The following is an 18659-nucleotide window of genomic DNA, read 5'->3' as shown; positions in this document are numbered from 1 at the left end:
GTATGAGCACCGCTGAGACGCTGTCGCCGGCGACACGTGGGCATGGCATCGCGCATATGGCGCCGATACCGGAAGACCTGCTCGTGAAAGTCCTGGAACCATACTCCTACAAGGGGTGCCGCTACCTCCTCGACGCAGAGTACGAAGCCACCGAGACTTCTGTGTTCGCGGTCGGCAATTTCAGCATCAAAGAGCCCGCATACATCCGCGACACCGGCCACTTCAACGCGGCCGAATGGGTCCTGTGTTTCAACCAACTCGCCTACAGCGCGTTCGCGCCGGCCATCCTCGACGAGCAGATCCCTGAATTCCGGGGCTGGTCGATCGAGGACTACTTCAACTATCAACTCCCGAGCATGTTGATCAAGACGACGGCGTCACGCTTCAAGCGCCCGATCAAATCCCAGAAGTTCTCGGCGCGGCTGCTGTGCAAGGACTTCGAGGTCATCGATCGCACGATCCGCTATCTCAAGATTCCCTGCACGGTCGAGTTCTGGGACGAGGACGGTGGTGCCGCCTCCGGAGAAGTGGAACTGGCCGCCCTCAACATCCCCTGAACCGTTACGGAGCAGCTTGACAGCCATGGCCTACCCATCATCCACGGTGTTGGATCGCATCAGTGAGAGGGCGCGACAGCGCCCGGAGGCGATCGCCCTTCGTCGCTGCGACGGAACCAGTGTGCTTCGTTATCGAGACCTCATGGCCGAAGTCGACAGACTCGCTGCCGATCTCGGCCGACGGTCGATCTCCGGCGGAAGTCGGGTGTTCGTCATCTCGGACAACGGACCCGAGACGTACCTGTCGGTGCTGGCATGTGCGAAAGTCGGGGCCATCGCGGTCATGGTCGACGGCGCCCTGCCAGCGGCAGCCATAGACCGGTTCGGCGAGATCGCCACGCCCGAAGCGGTATTGATGACACCGGGCTGCCGGCTGCAGATCGCCCATCTTTCGGATGGTCTCCAGTCGCTGCCCGCCATCGCCGTCACCATCACCCCCAGCGCGGCCGGCCATGGCGGCGGGACTGTCGCCGGGTCGGCGGCCGGACCGCCAGCCGGGGGAGCAGACCAACCGCTGGCGATGATTTTCACCAGTGGCACCACCGGAACACCGAAAGCGGTGCTGCTGCCCAACCGGACCTTCTACTCCATTGCCGACATCCTGCAGCGTGAGGGATTGGCGTGGGTCGACTGGATCGTAGGCGAAACCACGTACTCGCCCCTGCCCGCGACCCACATCGGTGGACTGTGGTGGATCCTCAACTGCCTGATGCGGGGCGGATTGTGCATCACCGGTGGCGAGGACAGGGCGTCCGTCGCCGAGATCCTCACCGTGAATGAGGTTGCGACAACGTGTCTGGTCCCGACGCTGCTCACCCGGATGGTGTCCGAACTGCGGGCCACCGGTGCGCCGGTACCATCGGCGCTCCGCATGGTGGGCTATGGCGGATCCCGCGCGGTTGCCTCCGATGTCGCCTTTGTCGAAGCCGCGGGTGTTCGTACCGCCCAAGTATATGGACTCAGCGAAACAGGTTGCACCGCATTGTGTCTCCCCACCGATGAGCGGTCGATCGCGCGAATCGCGGCCGGTGCTGTCGGGCGGCCCTATCCGGGCGTGGAAGTCCACCTGGATGACGACGGCAGTGGACCGCCCACGCGCTCGGGCTCCGCTTCGGCGTCCTCGGGCACACTGTGGATCAAATCACCGGCGAACATGCTGGAATATTGGGGCAACCCGGACCGGACCGCTGAAGTGCTCGTTGACGGATGGGTGAACACCGGAGATCTCCTCGATCGCCATGACGACGGCTTCTTCTACATCAGGGGCAGGTCCTCGGAGATGATCATCTCCGGCGGGGTCAACATCGCGCCCGACGAGGTCGATCGAATCGCCGAAGGGGTCCCCGGTGTCAGCGAGGCCGCCTGCTACGAGATCCCCGACCGAGAGTTCGGCGCACTGGTGGGCTTGGCCGTCGTCACGTCCACCGCGCCGGATGGACCAGCGGCCAAGAAGCTCAAACACGCCATCGCGGCGCGCTTCCGCCAGGAGTCGGAGCCGATGGCCAGGCCGTCGGTGATCACGTTCGTGCAGGTGATTCCACGAACCCAGTCCGGCAAGATCGTGCGGACATCGCTGGCGGCAACCGGTGGCTGAGTGTGCGAGGGGCAGACTGCTCGATGCGCTCTCGGAGGTGCTGTACGCCGATGAGTCCGATTTCGTCGACGGCGACGCGACTGACCTGAGAGATCTCGGGCTGGACTCGGTCCGCTTCGTGCTCCTGATGAAAAAGCTCGGCATCGATCGGGAATCCGACGTCCCGCGGCGCCTGGCCGAGAACCTTTCGCTGGGAGGTTGGCTGCAGGAGTTGGAGACGCTGAATGAGCCTGTCTGAAGTCCTTCATGTGCAACGGGTTCCGCTGAGCCGCTCACAGCAGAACATCTACAACGGGGTGCTGCGGGACGCGGATCCCCAGCTGTACCTGATCGGCAGGCGCTACCGGTTCCAGCCGATCCGGCAGGCGGAATTCCTGACCACGCTGCGTGAGACCATCCGTGTCAGCCCCGTTCACGTGTGCGTTCTGGAGCCGCCTCCCGACGGCGACGGATACCCGGACCTCGTACCTCGATTGAACGTCGATGACATCGTGCGGGTGTGCGGCGATGACGAAAGTACGGCGCTGGCCGACGAGTGGGGAGCGGGCATTGTCGAAAAGCCGTTGGCGCGGTACACAGTGCGCGTCGATGGCAACGGATGGGTGCGCGGTCTCGACGCTCAAGCGCACCACATCCTGCTCGACGGCGGCGCGATCGGCATCATCGAAGCCCATCTGGGGCGCTTCCTCGCCGGCGACGGATCGGCCGAAACCACCTGTATCCGTGATGGTCTGACCGCAGTTGCCACCGCGCATCACCGAGAGGCGATCCGGATAGACGAATCGCGCGAGCGGCTCAGCACCATCGTGCGGCAGGAGCTCACCGCGACTGCTCTCACGGGCGGTTGTGGAATGGCCGCTGACGTCGCCGCAACCGCGTCGAAGGGCGTTCTGATCGAGTCCACGGTGCTTCGCGGAGCGGATTACGATGCGATCCTCGACCTGGCCGACCGTGAGAACGTGGCGCTCAACGTACTCGTCGCGGCGGCGGCGACGGCCGTGGAGGCCAGTATTCGGCACACCACCGAGTGCCTTCTGGTGCACGCGGTCGACAACCGTTTCGGTGACCCGGAACTCGCCGTCGCCACGTGTCTGGTCAACTCGATGGCACAGCCGGTCGAGTTCTCACCGTATGCCTCGGCGGCGGAGGTGGTCGGCGCGGTGGATCGCGGATACGTGAAGGCCGGCCGGCGCCGTTGGTTGCGTGAAGAGCACTACCGCCGAATGTATCTCGCGATCAACCGGACAACGTCCGTCCGGACGTTGACGCTGAATTTCCTGCGCGAGCCCTGTGCGCCCGAACTGACGCCGTTCCTGGCTGGCGCCCCCGTGACGTCGGACATCGGACCGGTCGAGGGGATGACCGTGGCGGCGGTACTCGACGAGCAGCGACAGGTGCTCACCCTCAACGTCTGGGACAGACTCGATCGGCCGCAGCAACATGTCACCGACCTGGCAGGCCGAGTCGGGGCTGCCCTGAGAGCGATGACGACACTGTGGGATTCACCGATCGCGATGGCCGTCGACGACTGGCGCGCACTTGCCGATAACGGGATGCTGGGTACGGTTGCGCGAGAATATGATCCGGCGGTGGGGGTGGCGCCCGCGTGGTTTCTCCATCGACCCGCCGCTGTCGCCGAATGCCGTCGACATCGTCCCCACGTCGATTCCTGGATCGCCTGGCTGCTCGAAACCAATGTGGCGCCAGGGGATGTGGTGGTGTTCACCGACGACAACACCGATAAGACAATCGGCCTCCTGATCGCATGTCACTTCGCGGGCTGTGGCTACAGCGTCTGTGACCGCGATGACGAGGTGCCGTCGCGGGCCCTGAGAATCAACCAGTACGGCAACGGCATCTCGGCGCACATCGTCGATGTCGCATCGGCGAATATCGCGTCGAGTGTCGGCCCGGAGCACCGGTGTCTCGTGGAGGCCCGCGTCGAACAGACCGCAACGGACCCGCGGCTTGCCACCAGGACCGCTTACGTGATGCCCACGTCCGGATCGACCGGGGAACCGAAACTCGTGAACGTCGGTCATGGTTCGCTAGCGACCTTCTGCGCCGGGGTGAGCCAGGCGTATGGCTGGGGACCGGACGACACCATCCTTCAATGCGCGCCGCTGACATCGGATATCAGTGTCGAAGAAGTCTTCGGTGCCGCTCTCAGCGGGGCGACGCTCGTGCGTTCAGGCGCGGTGAAGGCCGGTGACCTGCAGGCGTTCACCGCGGAGGTGATGGACTATGGGGCGACCATCGTGGACATGCCCACCGCGTTGTGGCATCTGTGGTGTGACGACGTCGATGCGATTGCGGGTGTGGCCCGTTCTCAGCTGAGGCAGATTGTGATCGGCGGTGAGCCCGTCCGTCCGGCGGCCATCGACAAATGGGTCAATGTCGCCGGCATCGAGGGCATCTCTCTGGTGTCGAGCTATGGACCGACAGAAACCACCGTCGTGGTGACCTACCTGCCGATCATCGATCGCGGTCAGGTGCTCGGGCACGCAGCGCGTCGGCGAGTGGGACCACCGGTCGTTCCCAGCACCGTCGTGATCGCATTCGGCGAAGTCGTGGTGATGGGGGAGATGGTGGCCGACGGCTACCTCGGCGCGGACGATGCCGGTTTCGGGTTGGTCACCATGCCCGACGGCCGACGGCAGCGCGCCTTCGCGACCGGCGACCGGATAACGGTCGACGGCGAAGGCTACCCGATGTTCGCCGGACGAAAGGACGCGCTCATCAAGATTTCGGGCAAGCGGGTCGACACGGCCGAGATCACCCGGCGCATCGTCGCCGACCCAGCCATAGGTGACGTCGCCGTGGAGCTTCACAACGGCCGCCTGGGGGTCTGGTTCGCGACTGAACGGACCCGTGACGGAGGGGAAGACCTGCCGGCGACAGTGCGGATCCGCAACATTCTGGTGGATTCGCGGGTCCCGTCGTTCATCGTTTCCGGGGTCGCGAGCATTCCCAGAAAAACCAATGGAAAGACCGACACCGCAAGGCTGCCCACATCGACCGCTTCCGGACGATGTGAGCAGTCGGACACCGAATCCGACGTGCGGGCGACCGATCTCGCCGAAATCTGGAGTGCCCAGCTCGGCAGGCCGATCACGCCGGACACATCGCTGGTGTGCGAAGGCGTCGGGTCGCTGGACCTCGTGCGGATCCTGCCTGATACGCGTCAGTATCTCGGCCGGCAGCTCTCCATGCTGGATCTGGTCAGTGCGGATACCGCGGCGAACCTGGTGGCTGACGTGTCGATGCGCGCCGGCTGGATGGACCGCACGACAGCCGCCCAGATCGACCGCGACTTCGGTGCAGTGGCGACGCAGCGTGTTGGCGCGGTGCAGAACCCACCGCGATCTCGGGCTCGCGGAGGGGGAGGGCCGATCCTGGTGGTCGGTGCGTCAGGAATTCTGGGCACCGGTTTCGCCGAGGCGATTCTGGACCTGACGCGGTCAGGGGTAGCGCGCCCCGAGTTGGTACTGGCTGCCAGGTCGGTTCCGACCAGTGACCCGATATGGGCGCAGCTCCAGGCCGTCCCGGGGGTTCGGATCGAACACCTCGTCCCCGGTTTCGGGCCTCCAGAGCTGGCGGCGCTGATCCGCCAGACCGGGGCCCGGACCCTCGTCAACTGCATCGGGAACACGAACGTAGTGGCTCCGTATCGCGAACTTCGTTCGGCCAATGTGGAATTGGTGGCGGCCATGGCGCAGACCTGCGCCGCGTCAGGCACCAGGCTCGTGCATCTGTCGACATACGTGGTCAACGGGAACGTCGCCATGCCTGAGGTGGTCGACCCTCGGCAGGCTCCGTACCCGTATGCGGCCTCCAAGGCGCTCGCCGAATTGACAGTCAGCCGGGCAGACCGGGAACTCGACTTCACGATCGTGCGCCTGCCCCGGGTCCTGGGCACATCGGAGCAGATGCGCGGGTCTGCCGACATCCTGGTGTCGGTTGTCGAGGCCTGCCGTGCGCTACAGGCTTATCCGGCAATCGAATTGACCGAAGAGGTGACAACCGGCCGAGCAGCGGCGGCCGGCATTCTGCGCAGAATTCCGGAGTTCGGTGGACCAGACCGGCTGGGCCGAGGGATCGATGTGGTGCGCGGTCAGGCCGTGAGGTATCAGGAGTTGCTCGGCACGGTGGCCCGAGATCGGGTCGACAGCGACGAATGGAAGCGCCGGCTGGATGACAGCCAGTGGGCGAAGTCCAACCCGCGGCGCTGGTCGGTGATCGACGCCTGGATCGGTCTGGGCCTCACACTCGGCGGACGGTCCTACGCGGACTACCTGGCCGACTACCCGGCCATCCCCTTGGACATCCGGTCGGTCGGCGAACTCGTGGCGGAACCGCCGCCGGTGCAGGTGCTGCTCGCCCCGGACGCGCGGGAACTCATCGCGGGTGCCCGACGACCTATCAACCAGACACCACGACACAGTGAGGAATGGCAGTGACAGACATAGCCGCACACAGTGACGAGACATCACGTGCCAGACGTATCCGACTCGACGTGACCGGCATGTCGTGTGGCGCCTGCTCACGCCGGGTCGAGAACACCCTGAACAAGATCGACGGAGTCCACGCCACGGTCGACATCTCCACCAAGGTCGCGACCATCGACGCCCGCCACGACATCGCTGTCGCCGACCTATGTGAGGCTGTCGAGCAAGCCGGTTACCGTGCCGAAGAGCGCACAGCCGTCAAACATGACGAATCCCAGGTGGGCGGGCCGCCGAAGCAAAGCTCCTCGGTGATGACGAGGGCGATCCGCTGGGTGACCGTCGGGCACATGGGTGGCTGAATTCCCGTCGGGAACTGTTGACGTGGCGCGAACGACCACTTCTATCGAGGACCGTTCGACCACTGAGGAGCCATGGGCGAGAACCCGTCGAAAGCCACCGATGCGAGCCTGACGCCGGAATCGTCGGCCGCCCCGCCGGCAGGGTCCGCGCACAATCGTGCGTTCCTGCTGCGGCTGCACTTCTATGCGGGGATTTTCGTCGGTCCTTTTCTGCTGATCGCGGCCGTCACCGGCGGGCTCTACGCCATCGCGCCCACCATCGAGCAGTTCGTCTATCGCGACCAATTGCGGACACCCAGCAGCGGCGACATGCTGCCGGTTTCCGAACAGGTCCGGGCCGCCCAGACCGTGCGGCCCGATCTGCCGGTAACCGCGGTACGTCCGGCGATCGGCCCGGGAGAGACCACCCGGGTGATGTTCGACGATCCCTCGTTGGGTGAATCCGAGCGGTATGCCGTCTTCATCGATCCGGTGACAGCGGCTTCCCGGGGGGAACTGACGGTCTACGGCAGCAGTGGTGCGCTGCCGCTGAGGACCTGGATCGACCAGTTGCACCGCAGTCTGCATCTCGGCGAACCGGGCCGGCTGTACAGCGAACTCGCCGCGTCGTGGCTGTGGCTGATCGCGTTGGCCGGGGTGTTCCTGTGGTGGGGAAGGTACCGGCGCTCGCCGCAGCGTGGGGATGCGGATGCCAGACTGCTGACGGTCGACCGCTCACTGTCCGGCCGGGCCAGGACCCTGAACTGGCATGGGGCGGTGGGGATCTGGATCGCCGTCGGGTTGCTGTTCCTGTCGGCGACGGGACTCACCTGGTCACGGTTCGCCGGTGACAACATCACCGACCTGCGGGCGGCGTTGTCGTGGACGACCCCGTCGGTATCGACAGCGATCAACGGCCGGCCGAATGCCGAGATGACCGGCCACGAAGGGCATCACGGTGCCCCGGCCGCAGGTGTGGCAGGGCCGAACGACCCAGCGTTGGTGGGCGATATCGATCGCGTACTGACGGCCGCTCGCGACGCCGGTGTCGGCGGCAACGTCGAGGTCGGCGTTCCGGCCCACGCCGGCATGGCGTTCACCGTCGCGCAGACCCGTCAGCCCTGGGTGATGTCGAACAACGCGGTGGCCGTCGACGGGCAGTCCGCCACCGTGACCGATGTCTCGTGGTTCGCCGACTGGCCGTTGGCGGCAAAGCTCTCCGCCTGGGGCATCCAGCTGCACATGGGGTTGCTGTTCGGAGTTGCCAACCAGCTGCTGTTGCTGGGCCTCGCGGCTGGGTTGGTGACCGTGATCGTGCGTGGCTACCTGCTGTGGTGGCGCCGCCGACCCACCGTCGGCCGTGCCCCGGTGGGCTCTGCGCCACCTCGCGGCGTTCTCACCGGGCTGTCACCGGGTGTCGCGGTGGCAGTGGTGTTCGCCGCGGCCGCCATCGGCTGGTTCGTGCCGCTGCTCGGCGCGAGCCTGCTCGCCTTCATCGCCGTCGATGTCGTGGTGGCGTGGCGACAGCGCCGCCGAGTGCCCTAACCCGTCAGATCGTCGCGCTCGGACGCTGCGATCAGATCCTCGCGGGCCCGTGCCACCCGTGACCGGATGGTGCCGACCGGGCAGCCACACACCTCGGCAGCTTCGGCATAGGACAAGCCGAGGACCTGCGTGAGCAGCAGAGCGTGCCGGCGGTCGGGGTCCAGGCCGTCCAACAACAGCCGGATCTCGACCATCTTCTCGAATCCACCTGCGGGGCGGTAGCTTTCGAGGACCTGCTCGACATCCACGCCATGCTGGGTACGCGGCCGGCTCTGCTTGTGCCGGATCTGGTCGACCACCACTCGCCGTGCGATCGACAGCAGCCAGGTGCGGGCAGACGAGCGGCCACTGAATCGGGGGAGCGCACTGATGGCGCGCAGGAAGGTCTCTTGGGTCAAGTCGTCGGCCGAGCCGGAATCGCCCAGATAGGCCACCGTTCGCCAGACGTCGGTCTGGGTGGCCCGGATGAACTGCTCGAGCGCCGCCGAATCACCGCGCCCGGCGGCGAAGGCCAGCCGCGTAACGTGGTCCTGGCCGCGTTCGGTAGTCACGGTCCCCGACATTATTCGATCCCGCCCGGGAACTCGGCAGCGGCCCGGACCGACTACATATTCGGTGACATATGTCGGTGATGTAGGCCACTGACATGGTGAGTGAGCAATTGGAGTGATCGTGACGACGGCAACTGTCCCCGACCAGGACGTGACCCAGCGCATCGCGCTGGATGTCACCGGAATGTCGTGCGGGGCCTGCGCTGCCCGTGTGGAGAACAAACTCAACAAGGTCGACGGGGTGCGGGCGTCAGTGAACTTCGCCACACGTGTCGCCACCGTGGAGGCCGCACCGGAGGTCGGCGTCGAACAACTGTGCGCGGTCATCGAGCGAGCCGGTTACCAGGCCGCTCCCCGCACCGAGCGCTCCACCACCGACGTCGACCCCGACGCCGACCATGCCCGCAGCCTGCTCCGGCGACTCGCCATCGCCGCCGTGTTGTTCATCCCTCTCGCCGATCTTTCGGTGATGTTTGCCGTGGTGCCCGACACCCGATTCGCCGGATGGCAGTGGGTGCTCACGGCGCTGGCGGCACCGATCGTCACGTGGGCCGCATGGCCGTTCCACCGCAGTGCGCTGCGCAACGCCCGGCACGGAACCTCCACCATGGAGACCTTGATCTCCATCGGCGTCACCGCCGCCACCGTGTGGTCGATGTACACGATCTTCTTCGACCACCAGACCTATCACGCCGCGGGCATCTGGCAGGCGCTGCTCGGCAGCGACGCCATCTACCTCGAGGTCGCCGCGGGGGTAACGGTTTTCGTGCTCGCGGGCCGTTACTTCGAGGCCCGCGCACGCTCGCGTGCCGGAGGTGCGCTGCGAGCACTTGCCGCGCTCGGCGCCAAGTCGGTGACGGTGCTACTTGCCGACGGCAGCGAGCTCGTACTGCCCGCAGACGAGCTCAAAGAGGGCCAGCGGTTCGTCGTCCGTCCCGGTGAGGCCATCGCGGCCGACGGCCTTGTGGTGTCCGGGGGGGCCGCGGTCGACGTCAGCGCCATGACCGGGGAATCCAAACCGGTACAGACACAAGAAGGTTCGAGTGTCGTGGGTGGCACCGTCGTGCTCGACGGTCGACTGATCGTCGAGGCCGCCGCGGTGGGGCCGGACACCAAGTTCGCCGGGATGGTCCGGCTGGTGGAGCAGGCACAGGCGCAGAAGGCGGATGCGCAGAGACTGGCCGACCGGATCGCGGCCGTGTTCGTGCCGTGCGTGCTCGTGATCGCGGCGGCCACCGCCATCGGCTGGCTGCTGGCCGACGGCGATGTCAACCGAGCGGTGTCGGCGGCCCTGGCGGTCCTGGTCATCGCCTGCCCGTGCGCTTTGGGGCTGGCCACCCCGACCGCGATGATGGTGGCCTCCGGGCGGGGCGCTCAGCTGGGCATATTCCTCAAGGGGCACCGCGCACTGGAGGCGATCCGCGCGGTCGACACCGTGGTATTCGACAAGACCGGCACCCTGACCACCGGACAACCTCAGGTCATCACCGTCGCTGTTGCCGAGGGATGGACCGAGGACGAGGTGCTGGGACATGCCGCCGCGGTCGAGGCTGCGTCCGAACATCCCGTGGCACATGCGATCGTCACCGCCCGCGCCGGGCGGGACATCGCCGCGGTCGAGGACTTCCAGGCATTCGCCGGCCACGGTGTGGCCGGCTCCGTCGACACTGCCGCCGTCGTCGTCGGGCGGCCCGGCTGGGTGACCCGCGACCGCGTGGTGCCGGCCAATCTCGCGGCCGCCCGCAAGGTGGGCGAGTCACAGGGCCAGACCGTCGTATTCGTCGCACACGGCGACACCGTCTGCGGTGCCATCTGCATCGCCGACGCGGTCAAGGAGTCGGCGGCAGGCGCTATCGCGCACCTTCATGCCGAGGGCATGAAAACCATGTTGCTGACCGGCGACAACGCCGCGACGGCAGCAGCGATCGGCGCCGCCGTCGGCATCGACGATGTGGTGGCCGAGGTACTGCCCGAGCACAAGGTCGGCGCGATCGAGAAACTCCGCGAGCAGGGCCGGGTGGTGGCCATGGTCGGCGACGGAATCAACGATGGTCCCGCCTTGGCCTGTGCCGATCTGGGCCTTGCCATCGGTCGGGGTACCGATGTGGCCATCGGTGCCGCCGACATCATCCTGGTCCGGGACAACCTCGATTCGGTCCCGCAGGCGCTGGGCCTGGCCCGGGCGACGATGCGGACCATCGGGGTCAACATGCTCTGGGCCTTCGGATACAACATCGCGGCGATTCCGATCGCCGCGGCAGGGCTGCTGAACCCGTTGATCGCGGGCGCGGCCATGGCGGTGTCGTCGTTCCTGGTCGTGTCGAACAGCCTGCGGTTGCGCAATTACGGCACGGTACAACCGAACACGTACGGCGAATCGAACGGAAACCGGTCGCAGCGCCAAACGTCACAGCTCTGAGAGAGCCGGAGCCGGACCACGACTCGCGGTTCGTTCAGGGCTCGTCGGAGTCGGTGAGTCTGATCGGGGCGGCCTGTCTCCAGGAGTCGAGGAGAATATCTCGCAGCTCCAGCGAGTCCTCGAGCGCGCTCAATCGGACCCGCACCCACGCAGACGAAGCCTCGTGTGGCGCCACCCAGAACTTGTGCGGTTCGGCGGCGATCAATTCTTCGCGGTCAAACCTGGGGCAGCGCACCGCGATAGAGGCCTGATCGTCTGGCACGGTGACGAACATCTTGCCCGCCACGTCGAACGTCGGATGGTTCCAGCGCTCCTTCTCCACGGTCTCGGGAAACGACAGCGCGATGCGCCGCACGTCGTCGCTATCGAGCACAGTGTCAGACCTCCGTTGATCGCGCGGTGCATGTTATCTGAGAGTCTGGAGCATCTCGAACGTCGCCGGTCGCCCGCAAATCACGGTCAGCACCGCTCCGTCGGCGTAGCGTCACATGCATGACCAGCAATGAAACAGTGGAGTCGACGAAGTGCGACAACCCGAACTGTACGTGCGAAAACTGCACCTGCGGGAGCAACTGCACCTGCGGATCTGACGGCGGATAACTTCCTCGCCGCTCAGCGCCGGGTGCGGGAAAGTTCTTGCAGCATAGCGTTGTACGCGTCGAGGTCGTCGTCGTATCCGCGATCGCTATGGCGGTCGTCCCGCGCTCCGGCCCGGCGGTCCTGACGTGCCCACTGGGCCACCAGGGCGACCACCACGATGATCACCGGCAACTCGCTCGAACCCCACGCGATGGCGCCGCCCATGTGTTGGTCGTCTGAGATGCTCTGCAACCAAGGCAGATTGACGGACCGGTAGAAGGTCTCACCCAAGGAAGAGGTCATCGTCATGGTGGCGATGCCGAAGAAGGCGTGGAACGGCATCACGGCGAACAGCAGCCCGAGCCGCCCCAGGAAGGGGAGTCGTCGCGGCCCGGGATCGATGCCGATGATTCCCCAGTAGTACAGGTAGCCGGTCAGCAGGAAGTGCACACTCATGAACTCGTGGCCCCAGTGGTACCGGATCAAGGTGTCGAACAGGGGCGTGAAGTAGACGAGATACAGCGACCCGACGAACAAGACGAATGCCGTCACCGGGTGCGACAGGAATCGCGTCACGGGTGCATGTACGAACCACACCAGCCATTCGCGCGGCCCCGGCGCCTCACCATTGGGTGCAGCGGGCAGGACCCGTAGGGCGAGCGTGACGGGTGCGCCGAGGACCAGGAGCACCGGGACGAACATGTTCAGCGCCATGTGCTCACCCATGTGCACGCTGAACATTGCCGATCCGTAGGCGCGTACTCCCGAACTCGTGGTGATCAGCAGGGCCGCACAGCCCAGGGTCCATGCGATCGTGCGGCCCACCGGCCATTGGTCACCGCGTCGCCGCAGCAGTGCCGTTGCGGCGAGGTAGCCGAGCGCGAGAACGATGGCCGCCGTACCGATCAGCGGGTCGAACCGCCACTCGGTGATCAGGCTGACCGGACTCGGAGGTGCGTCCAGTTGGTAGCCCAAAAAGATGTCCCACGTCGAGAACTCATGAACAGTGAACCGGGGCGGAACGCTGTTCGCGGCGAGCGACACCGCGGCGGTGACGACGATCAACGCGGCCGCAGACACGGTGTTGACCAATCGCGACGGGGTACGGCGCATCAGAACAAGCGCTCCGTCACCGACCCACACCAGCACCAGCAGCACCCCGGCGACGAGGACGGCCCGCCCGTAGGTCGATGCCAGAATCGGCAACCCACCCAACATCAGCGTGGACAGGACGGCGCCGTAGACGATCGCGATCGCTCCGCACGTCAGCTGCAGCACCTGGACCCGGCGCCGAAACGCGCCCTCTGGCAATCCGGCGGAAGCGATTCTCGTTCCGGCCAATACCGCGACCGCCACCGCGAAGACGATCACGGCGCTGGTGGCGATGTCATGGTCCGGGCCCTGCCCGGCATTGCCGGTCACCGGAACCGCGACCACGCCGATCAAGGCCGGCAGCAGAGCCACGCAATGACCCACCCAGCGGAGAGTGAAACGCACGCCGACGGCCAACACCAGCGCGCAGATCGCCGTGACACACCACCCGCGGGCGACCTCTGACGCCGCGATGGTGCTGCCGAGGCCGGGGCCGGCGACAAGGCGGCCGACGGGAATTCCCGCGTCGGCGGACGCCGAGACGACGACCATCGCGGTGGCAAGACACGTCCAGGCGGCAGCGACGCGTTCGACGAGCAGATGCGCCGAAAAGGATGCCGCGTCGATCCGGCCGTCGTCGCGAGGTGTCGCGGTCGTCACAATCCAGACGAGCGCACCGACGCACACGGAAGCGGCCAACGTGGCGGCCCAGTGTCCGAGAAGCCGCGCTGCGCTGGTGGCAGTACCCGGGTCAGCGATCCCCGCCGCGGCGAGCCGCTGCGCGCCCAACTGCACGGCGCACACGAACAGCACCACCGTGCAACCTGCCACGATGCCGAGCAGTGTCAGGCGTTCCCGCCACCCGCCGGCGGCAGTGGACATGCGCACACGCGCCATAGTCGAACCGGCCTTCCGCCGCGGAAACGAACAAGAACATCGCGGCCATGCGAGTCTACGACAACGCGTCGTAGTAATGATTGGGTGCGGGAACTTTCGCGCCGGCGCCTGCGACCAACAACAGGACGACGCACCCCAACACTCTTGGTAGACAGGATCCGAATGATCGCCGATGTCGCGCTCCGCTGGGTTGTGACGGTGTTGTTCGCCCTGAGCGCCGCCGAGTGCGTGTACGCCTTGGTCGGTTCCCGTGGTCGTCCGAGCGCTGCGGTGGGCCAATTGCTCCACTTGGTGATGGCCATCGCGATGATGGTGATGGCCTGGCCGCGTGGGGCCGAGTTGCCGACACTCGGCCCGATGTTCTTCTTCCTGGCCGCCGCCATATGGTTCCTGGCCGGCTTGCTGAGGTCCCGCACGACTCACGGCCGCATGCTCGACGGCTATCACGCCGCGATGATGTTGGCCATGGGCTGGATGTATGCGGTCATGAACGGCAATGTGCTTGGGCGGCATACGGAAACGGTCGCCGCAGAGGGTTCCGGCGACATGCATGTGATGCACATGGCCGGGCACTCTGGCGGCGGGACGGTGATGGCCATGGAGCACGCCTCGGTGTCGCCGCTCTGGATTTCTGCCATCAACTGGCTGTTGACGATAGGTTTCGTGATCGCCGCGGCGGTGTGGCTGTACCGCTACTTCGCCGCACGTCAGCAGCCAGATGCTCCGCCGTTCTCACATTTCGGCACGCTGTGCGGGTCAATGATGGCCGCGGGCATGGCCATCATGTTCGGCGTGATGTTGTAGCGGCTCAGGCCGCATCATCCGCTGCGCGGAGGTGAGGACGGCTCGGTCCTGCGGCACCTGACTCGTCATCTTCACCACTCCGTGGTGACGGGTCGTGCGGGCGGTTCGCGCGGGACGCCCAGACTGAAACGACCGCAGCCAACGCCACCGGCACGTGACTCAGTGCCCGGACCGGGGTCACCTGACCCGCGAGCGCATCGGATGCCACGTAATAGGCGAGGAATCCGCAGTAGATCACCAAGACGCAGGCGAGACCGGGTGCGATCCGGCGGCGGAACGCCATGGCGATCGTCGCGATTCCCAGCGCCGCCGACCACGCGGTGGACTCGTTCAGTAGATGTGCTCCACTGGCCGATCCATGATGTGCGGCAACCATTCCGAAGTTGATGCCGACCGCCTGGGCGACCGCCAGGATCACCTGGGCAGCACCGATGACGACGATCGCGATGGCGAGCAGGTGCCGGCGCAGCCAATGTCCGAGTCCGGCCAGCGCGGTGGCCCTGCGGTTGGGGCGTCCGCTCACGGCGCCGATCAATCCGGTGTTGGCCAGATCGCGTAGCTGCTGGGCTTGGATGTCGGCCTTGTCGTACCAGGCAGCACAGTCCGGGCAATCACGTAGATGCTCGTCGACGCGCGCCGAGGGGACCGGCTCTCGTTCCCCGTCGAGGCGTGCCGAAAGCGCCTCTCGTGCCACCACGCAGTCCACCGGTCCATTGTTCCGCATCGGGTTCGGGGAGCGCACACCTGCTCGGCGTTGCAGGTGTGGGAAGAGATGCGATAACCGCACGGGTGGATGGTGGGTTACCGTGCGGATCGCAACTTCTCATCTCCCGCCCTTTGGTTGCGGATGGCCGTTACTTCACGGCGACGATCGCATCCAGTTCGACCAGGGCTCCTTTCGGCAGCACGTGTACAGGCAACGCGGTCCTGGCGTGTGCGCCTGCGGTCCCGAGCACATCGACAAGCAGTTGGGACGCTCCTTCAGCGACTGAAGGCTGGTCGGTGAAGCTGTCGGAGCTGGCGATCCAGACGTTGAGTTTGAGGATCCGCTGGACGTGTTCGAGCCCCACTGCCTGATCGATCCGGGTGAGCAGGTTCAGCGCGGCGAGTCGTGCCGCTGTCCAACCCACTTCGGGCGCATCGTCGGGTTCTATTGTGCCGCTGAAGATCGTGCCGTCGTCGTTGCGGGAGATCTGCCCGGATACGAACAGCAGGTCTGCGTGCCGGGTGGTCGCCTCATATGCGTAGGCAGGCGCGCCCAACTTTGGCAAGGTCAGGCCCAGCGAGGTGAGCCGCTCGTGGGGGGTGTCATGTGGTGTGGTGTTCACGGGTATCACCGCTGGGTGAGCACGTAGGTGCGGTCGCGGCCGATGTACCACATGTCTTCGGTGCCGATGGCCGCATTGTTGTACCGCCACGGAATCTCTGCGGCTCCATAGGAGCCGACGTCCAGGGTGTGCTTGTAGCCGGGCCGGAGTTCGTTGGCGAAGGACTCCTGCTTACCCATGAGGTGCCCGACGTTGCGCCTGCGGTAGATGGTGGTGAAGTCGATGTCGTCACCGAGCATGCCGATCTCGATCATTCGCGGCAGATGCGGCTCGAGGAATCGCATGGTGCCCTCATGGACGTTCTCGCATATTACGCCGGGTCGCAACTGGCCGATGATCCCGTCGCGGACGACGGTAAAGAAGAATCCGTACGCCTCTTTCGCTTCGGGGGTGCGTGGCAGGGACCGGGCCATGTCCGACGTCGCCAGGGTGACCCCATCGATGCTGACCCGAACCCCGGCGTCCAGCTGGATGCACGTGGTGCTCTGGTCGATCGGAAAGTCGACAGGCGGACCAGGGAAGAGCATGCGGTTCGACGAGTGCAGGTTGGTGAAATAGGGGTCCACGTCGAAGGGAATGTTGTTCTCGCGACGGAACTGGTCGACGTGACCGAGGTAGCGGTCGAAGATGTCGAGTTCGGTCAGCTTGATCCCCGCGGTGATCTGGCGGTCGGCCCAATCCAGAGCCTCTTCGATGGCGTAAACGCTTGTCCGCGCGGCGATCAGCTGGAACGGGAGGTCTTCGTTGTCGCGCACGTCGCGCCAATGAGCCAGTTCCCCGGATACCGGTATCAGCTCGATGCCGGCGTCGATCAGCTCCTGCGCCAGACCGACCGACACCCATTCCTCTTCGATGCCAACGCGTCGATCGGTTGCGCCGGTGGTGATCGCGTCAGCGAGTGAGGCGGATTCGCCGACGATTGGACCGTAGACCTGCTCAGCGGTGTCACCGTCGCCGTCATTGATGGTGAAGATCAGGACGGTGTCGGATTCCGGTCGCCACAGTGCCAGTGCCCCGGGGAGGCAGGGCATGCCGGTCACCTCGGTGAAATTCGGCGGCGCGGCGATGAGGCAGGTGCCGATCGATCGCTCGGCGGCGATCGAGGCAAGACGGCGGAACCGGGTATCGGGTGCGCCGAACTCTGTCTCGATTCCATCGAGATGTGCGATGCCGGAAACCAACTGGGCCGCCACTTCGGCCCCGTGTGCGCGCCACTTGGCGAATCTGGCGGCGACATCGTCGATGCGGACCTGGTGAATGCGGACCGGCTGCGGACCGCGGCGCTCGATCGTCACATCAACCGAGGGGGCGAGAGTGAGGAAATGGCTGTACACCACATCGTGGGCCAGGCGCACCTGCTCTGTGCGGGCCAGCTCGGCCACCAGTTCGGTGAGTGACTCGGCCACCGGCACGTCGGCTACCGGGCGAGGGTCGATGGTGACCCACGGGGCGTAGAAGCGGATCCGCTGTGCGGGGACGCCGGCGGAGAGAACATTGCCCTGCTCCTGCTGCCGCACCAACAGCAGGCGATCGTCTCCTCGGGTTGCGACGAGCGGTGACACCAGCGGATTCGAATCCAACCGGATGGCCGAGAAAAGCAGGCTTCGCTGGGGGTCGAGGTTGAACTCGTCCAACAGGAGCTTCGGATCGGCGGTGAGATGCAACAAGGTGATCAGTTCCTTTCGAGCTGGAAAATTGGAGTTGGCTCGCTGGTTCAGCTGATGCCTGCGGTGACTCCGATGTGGGACTCGATTTCGGTTACGTACTCAGCGAATTCGGGGGAGTAGCGGTGTTCCTTCGATCGTGGTCGAGGAAGTTCGATGGGGATGTCGGCGACGATGTGACCGGGCCTGCCCCCGACCACCACCACTCGATCTGCGAGCCAGATGGCTTCGGAGATGCTGTGGGTGACGAATAGCACGCTGCATCCAGCTTGCTGCCAGATCCTCTGGATTTCGAAATTCATCGAATCGCGCGTCATCGCGTCCAACGCGCCGAACGGCTCGTCCATCAGCAGCAACTCCGGGTTCGACACCAGGGCGCGGCAGATCGCCACCCGCTGCTGCATTCCGCCGCTCAGTTCGTAGGAGTAGCGCTTCTCTTTGCCGGCCAGCCCGACCATCTCCAGAAGCTGCTTGGCGTACCGCTTGGCTGCGGCGTCGCGCTTGCCGCGGAATTCCAACGGGAGAAGGACGTTGTCGAGGTTGTTGCGCCAGGGCAGCAGCACCGGTGCTTGGAACACCATGGAGATGTCTTCCACGCCGTCAGATATCGGGCGACCTTTGACGGAGACGTTCCCCGCGGTCGGCGGCTGTAGCCCGGAGATGGTCTTCAGCAGCGTGGTCTTCCCGCTGCCAGACTGTCCGACGATGGATACGAATTCGCCGTGGCGAACGGCAAAGTCGACCCCCTCAAGGACGGCGTTCGTCTGGCCGTCGCGAGAGCGGAAGCTGACTCCTACCTGATTCACTGAAATGGCGTTCGGAATATTCATGAGGTCTCCGATC

Annotated in this window: 15 protein-coding genes; 8 read left to right on the top strand and 7 right to left on the bottom strand. The window is 65.6% G+C overall.

Annotation, left to right across the window (positions count from 1 at the left end):
• The first annotated feature begins 2 nt into the window (after positions 1-2).
• The 6 genes from H977_RS0121685 (at position 3) to H977_RS0121660 (ending at position 8482) form a co-directional block, all read left to right on the top strand.
• Entirely contained in the window at positions 3-557 is a 555-nt protein-coding gene (locus H977_RS0121685) for an FcoT family thioesterase (protein ID WP_029109839.1), read from the top strand.
• A 25-nt stretch (positions 558-582) separates the two neighbouring features.
• A complete protein-coding gene (fadD10, locus tag H977_RS0121680; protein ID WP_029109838.1) occupies positions 583-2151 on the top strand; it encodes a fatty acid--CoA ligase FadD10 in 1569 nt (522 codons plus the stop codon).
• Positions 2144-2389, top strand: coding sequence for an acyl carrier protein (locus H977_RS0121675; protein WP_029109837.1), 246 nt, complete (start codon positions 2144-2146; stop codon positions 2387-2389). Before fadD10 ends, H977_RS0121675 begins: the two co-directional genes overlap by 8 nt.
• Positions 2376-6611, top strand: a complete 4236-nt coding sequence (locus H977_RS33645; RefSeq protein ID WP_051288985.1) for an AMP-binding protein — start codon at positions 2376-2378, stop codon at positions 6609-6611. Before H977_RS0121675 ends, H977_RS33645 begins: the two co-directional genes overlap by 14 nt.
• Positions 6608-6958 carry a cation transporter gene (locus H977_RS0121665; RefSeq protein ID WP_231396026.1) on the top strand — a complete coding sequence of 117 codons (351 nt, stop codon included), beginning with the start codon at positions 6608-6610 and terminating at the stop codon, positions 6956-6958. The genes H977_RS33645 and H977_RS0121665 overlap by 4 nt, the downstream gene beginning before the upstream one ends.
• Positions 6959-7030: 72 nt before the next feature.
• Positions 7031-8482: a PepSY-associated TM helix domain-containing protein gene (locus H977_RS0121660; protein ID WP_036476630.1), complete on the top strand. Its 1452-nt coding sequence runs from the start codon at positions 7031-7033 to the stop codon at positions 8480-8482.
• Here the strand turns inward: H977_RS0121660 and sigC are convergent.
• Positions 8479-9045, bottom strand: coding sequence for an RNA polymerase sigma factor SigC (sigC, locus tag H977_RS0121655; RefSeq protein ID WP_036476628.1), 567 nt, complete (start codon positions 9043-9045; stop codon positions 8479-8481). The genes H977_RS0121660 and sigC overlap by 4 nt on opposite strands.
• A gap of 109 nt (positions 9046-9154) precedes the next feature.
• On the opposite strand from sigC, the gene H977_RS33640 reads away from it, so the two are divergent.
• Positions 9155-11452 (top strand): heavy metal translocating P-type ATPase, encoded by a 2298-nt coding sequence (locus H977_RS33640; RefSeq protein WP_502691191.1) that lies wholly within the window; start codon positions 9155-9157, stop codon positions 11450-11452.
• 34 nt (positions 11453-11486) lie between these two features.
• Here the strand turns inward: H977_RS33640 and H977_RS0121645 are convergent, their stop codons facing one another.
• Entirely contained in the window at positions 11487-11825 is a 339-nt protein-coding gene (locus H977_RS0121645) for an MmcQ/YjbR family DNA-binding protein (RefSeq protein ID WP_029109833.1), read from the bottom strand.
• Between the two features lie 239 nt (positions 11826-12064).
• The gene (locus tag H977_RS0121640) at positions 12065-14005 is read right to left on the bottom strand and encodes a cytochrome c oxidase assembly protein (protein ID WP_196808287.1); all 1941 of its coding nucleotides are present in this window, start codon (positions 14003-14005) and stop codon (positions 12065-12067) included.
• Positions 14006-14182: 177 nt separating this feature from the next.
• On the opposite strand from H977_RS0121640, the gene H977_RS0121635 reads away from it, so the two are divergent.
• Positions 14183-14824, top strand: a complete 642-nt coding sequence (locus tag H977_RS0121635) for a DUF5134 domain-containing protein (protein WP_029109831.1) — start codon at positions 14183-14185, stop codon at positions 14822-14824.
• Positions 14825-14828: 4 nt separating this feature from the next.
• On the opposite strand, the gene H977_RS33635 is transcribed toward H977_RS0121635, so the two are convergent.
• The 4 genes from H977_RS33635 to H977_RS0121615 form a co-directional block, all read right to left on the bottom strand.
• Positions 14829-15530 (bottom strand): DUF2275 domain-containing protein, encoded by a 702-nt coding sequence (locus tag H977_RS33635; protein WP_036476691.1) that lies wholly within the window; start codon positions 15528-15530, stop codon positions 14829-14831.
• 148 nt (positions 15531-15678) lie between these two features.
• Positions 15679-16152 (bottom strand): RidA family protein, encoded by a 474-nt coding sequence (locus H977_RS0121625; protein ID WP_029109830.1) that lies wholly within the window; start codon positions 16150-16152, stop codon positions 15679-15681.
• A gap of 5 nt (positions 16153-16157) precedes the next feature.
• Positions 16158-17819 (bottom strand): aminopeptidase P family N-terminal domain-containing protein, encoded by a 1662-nt coding sequence (locus H977_RS0121620; RefSeq protein WP_029109829.1) that lies wholly within the window; start codon positions 17817-17819, stop codon positions 16158-16160.
• 47 nt (positions 17820-17866) lie between these two features.
• Positions 17867-18646: an ABC transporter ATP-binding protein gene (locus tag H977_RS0121615; RefSeq protein WP_029109828.1), complete on the bottom strand. Its 780-nt coding sequence runs from the start codon at positions 18644-18646 to the stop codon at positions 17867-17869.
• Between the last annotated feature and the right edge of the window lie 13 nt (positions 18647-18659).

It is taken from the genome of Mycobacterium sp. URHD0025, from assembly GCF_000426065.1.
Taxonomy (GTDB): domain Bacteria; phylum Actinomycetota; class Actinomycetes; order Mycobacteriales; family Mycobacteriaceae; genus Mycobacterium.
This window is presented reverse-complemented; position numbering and strand designations above follow the sequence as displayed.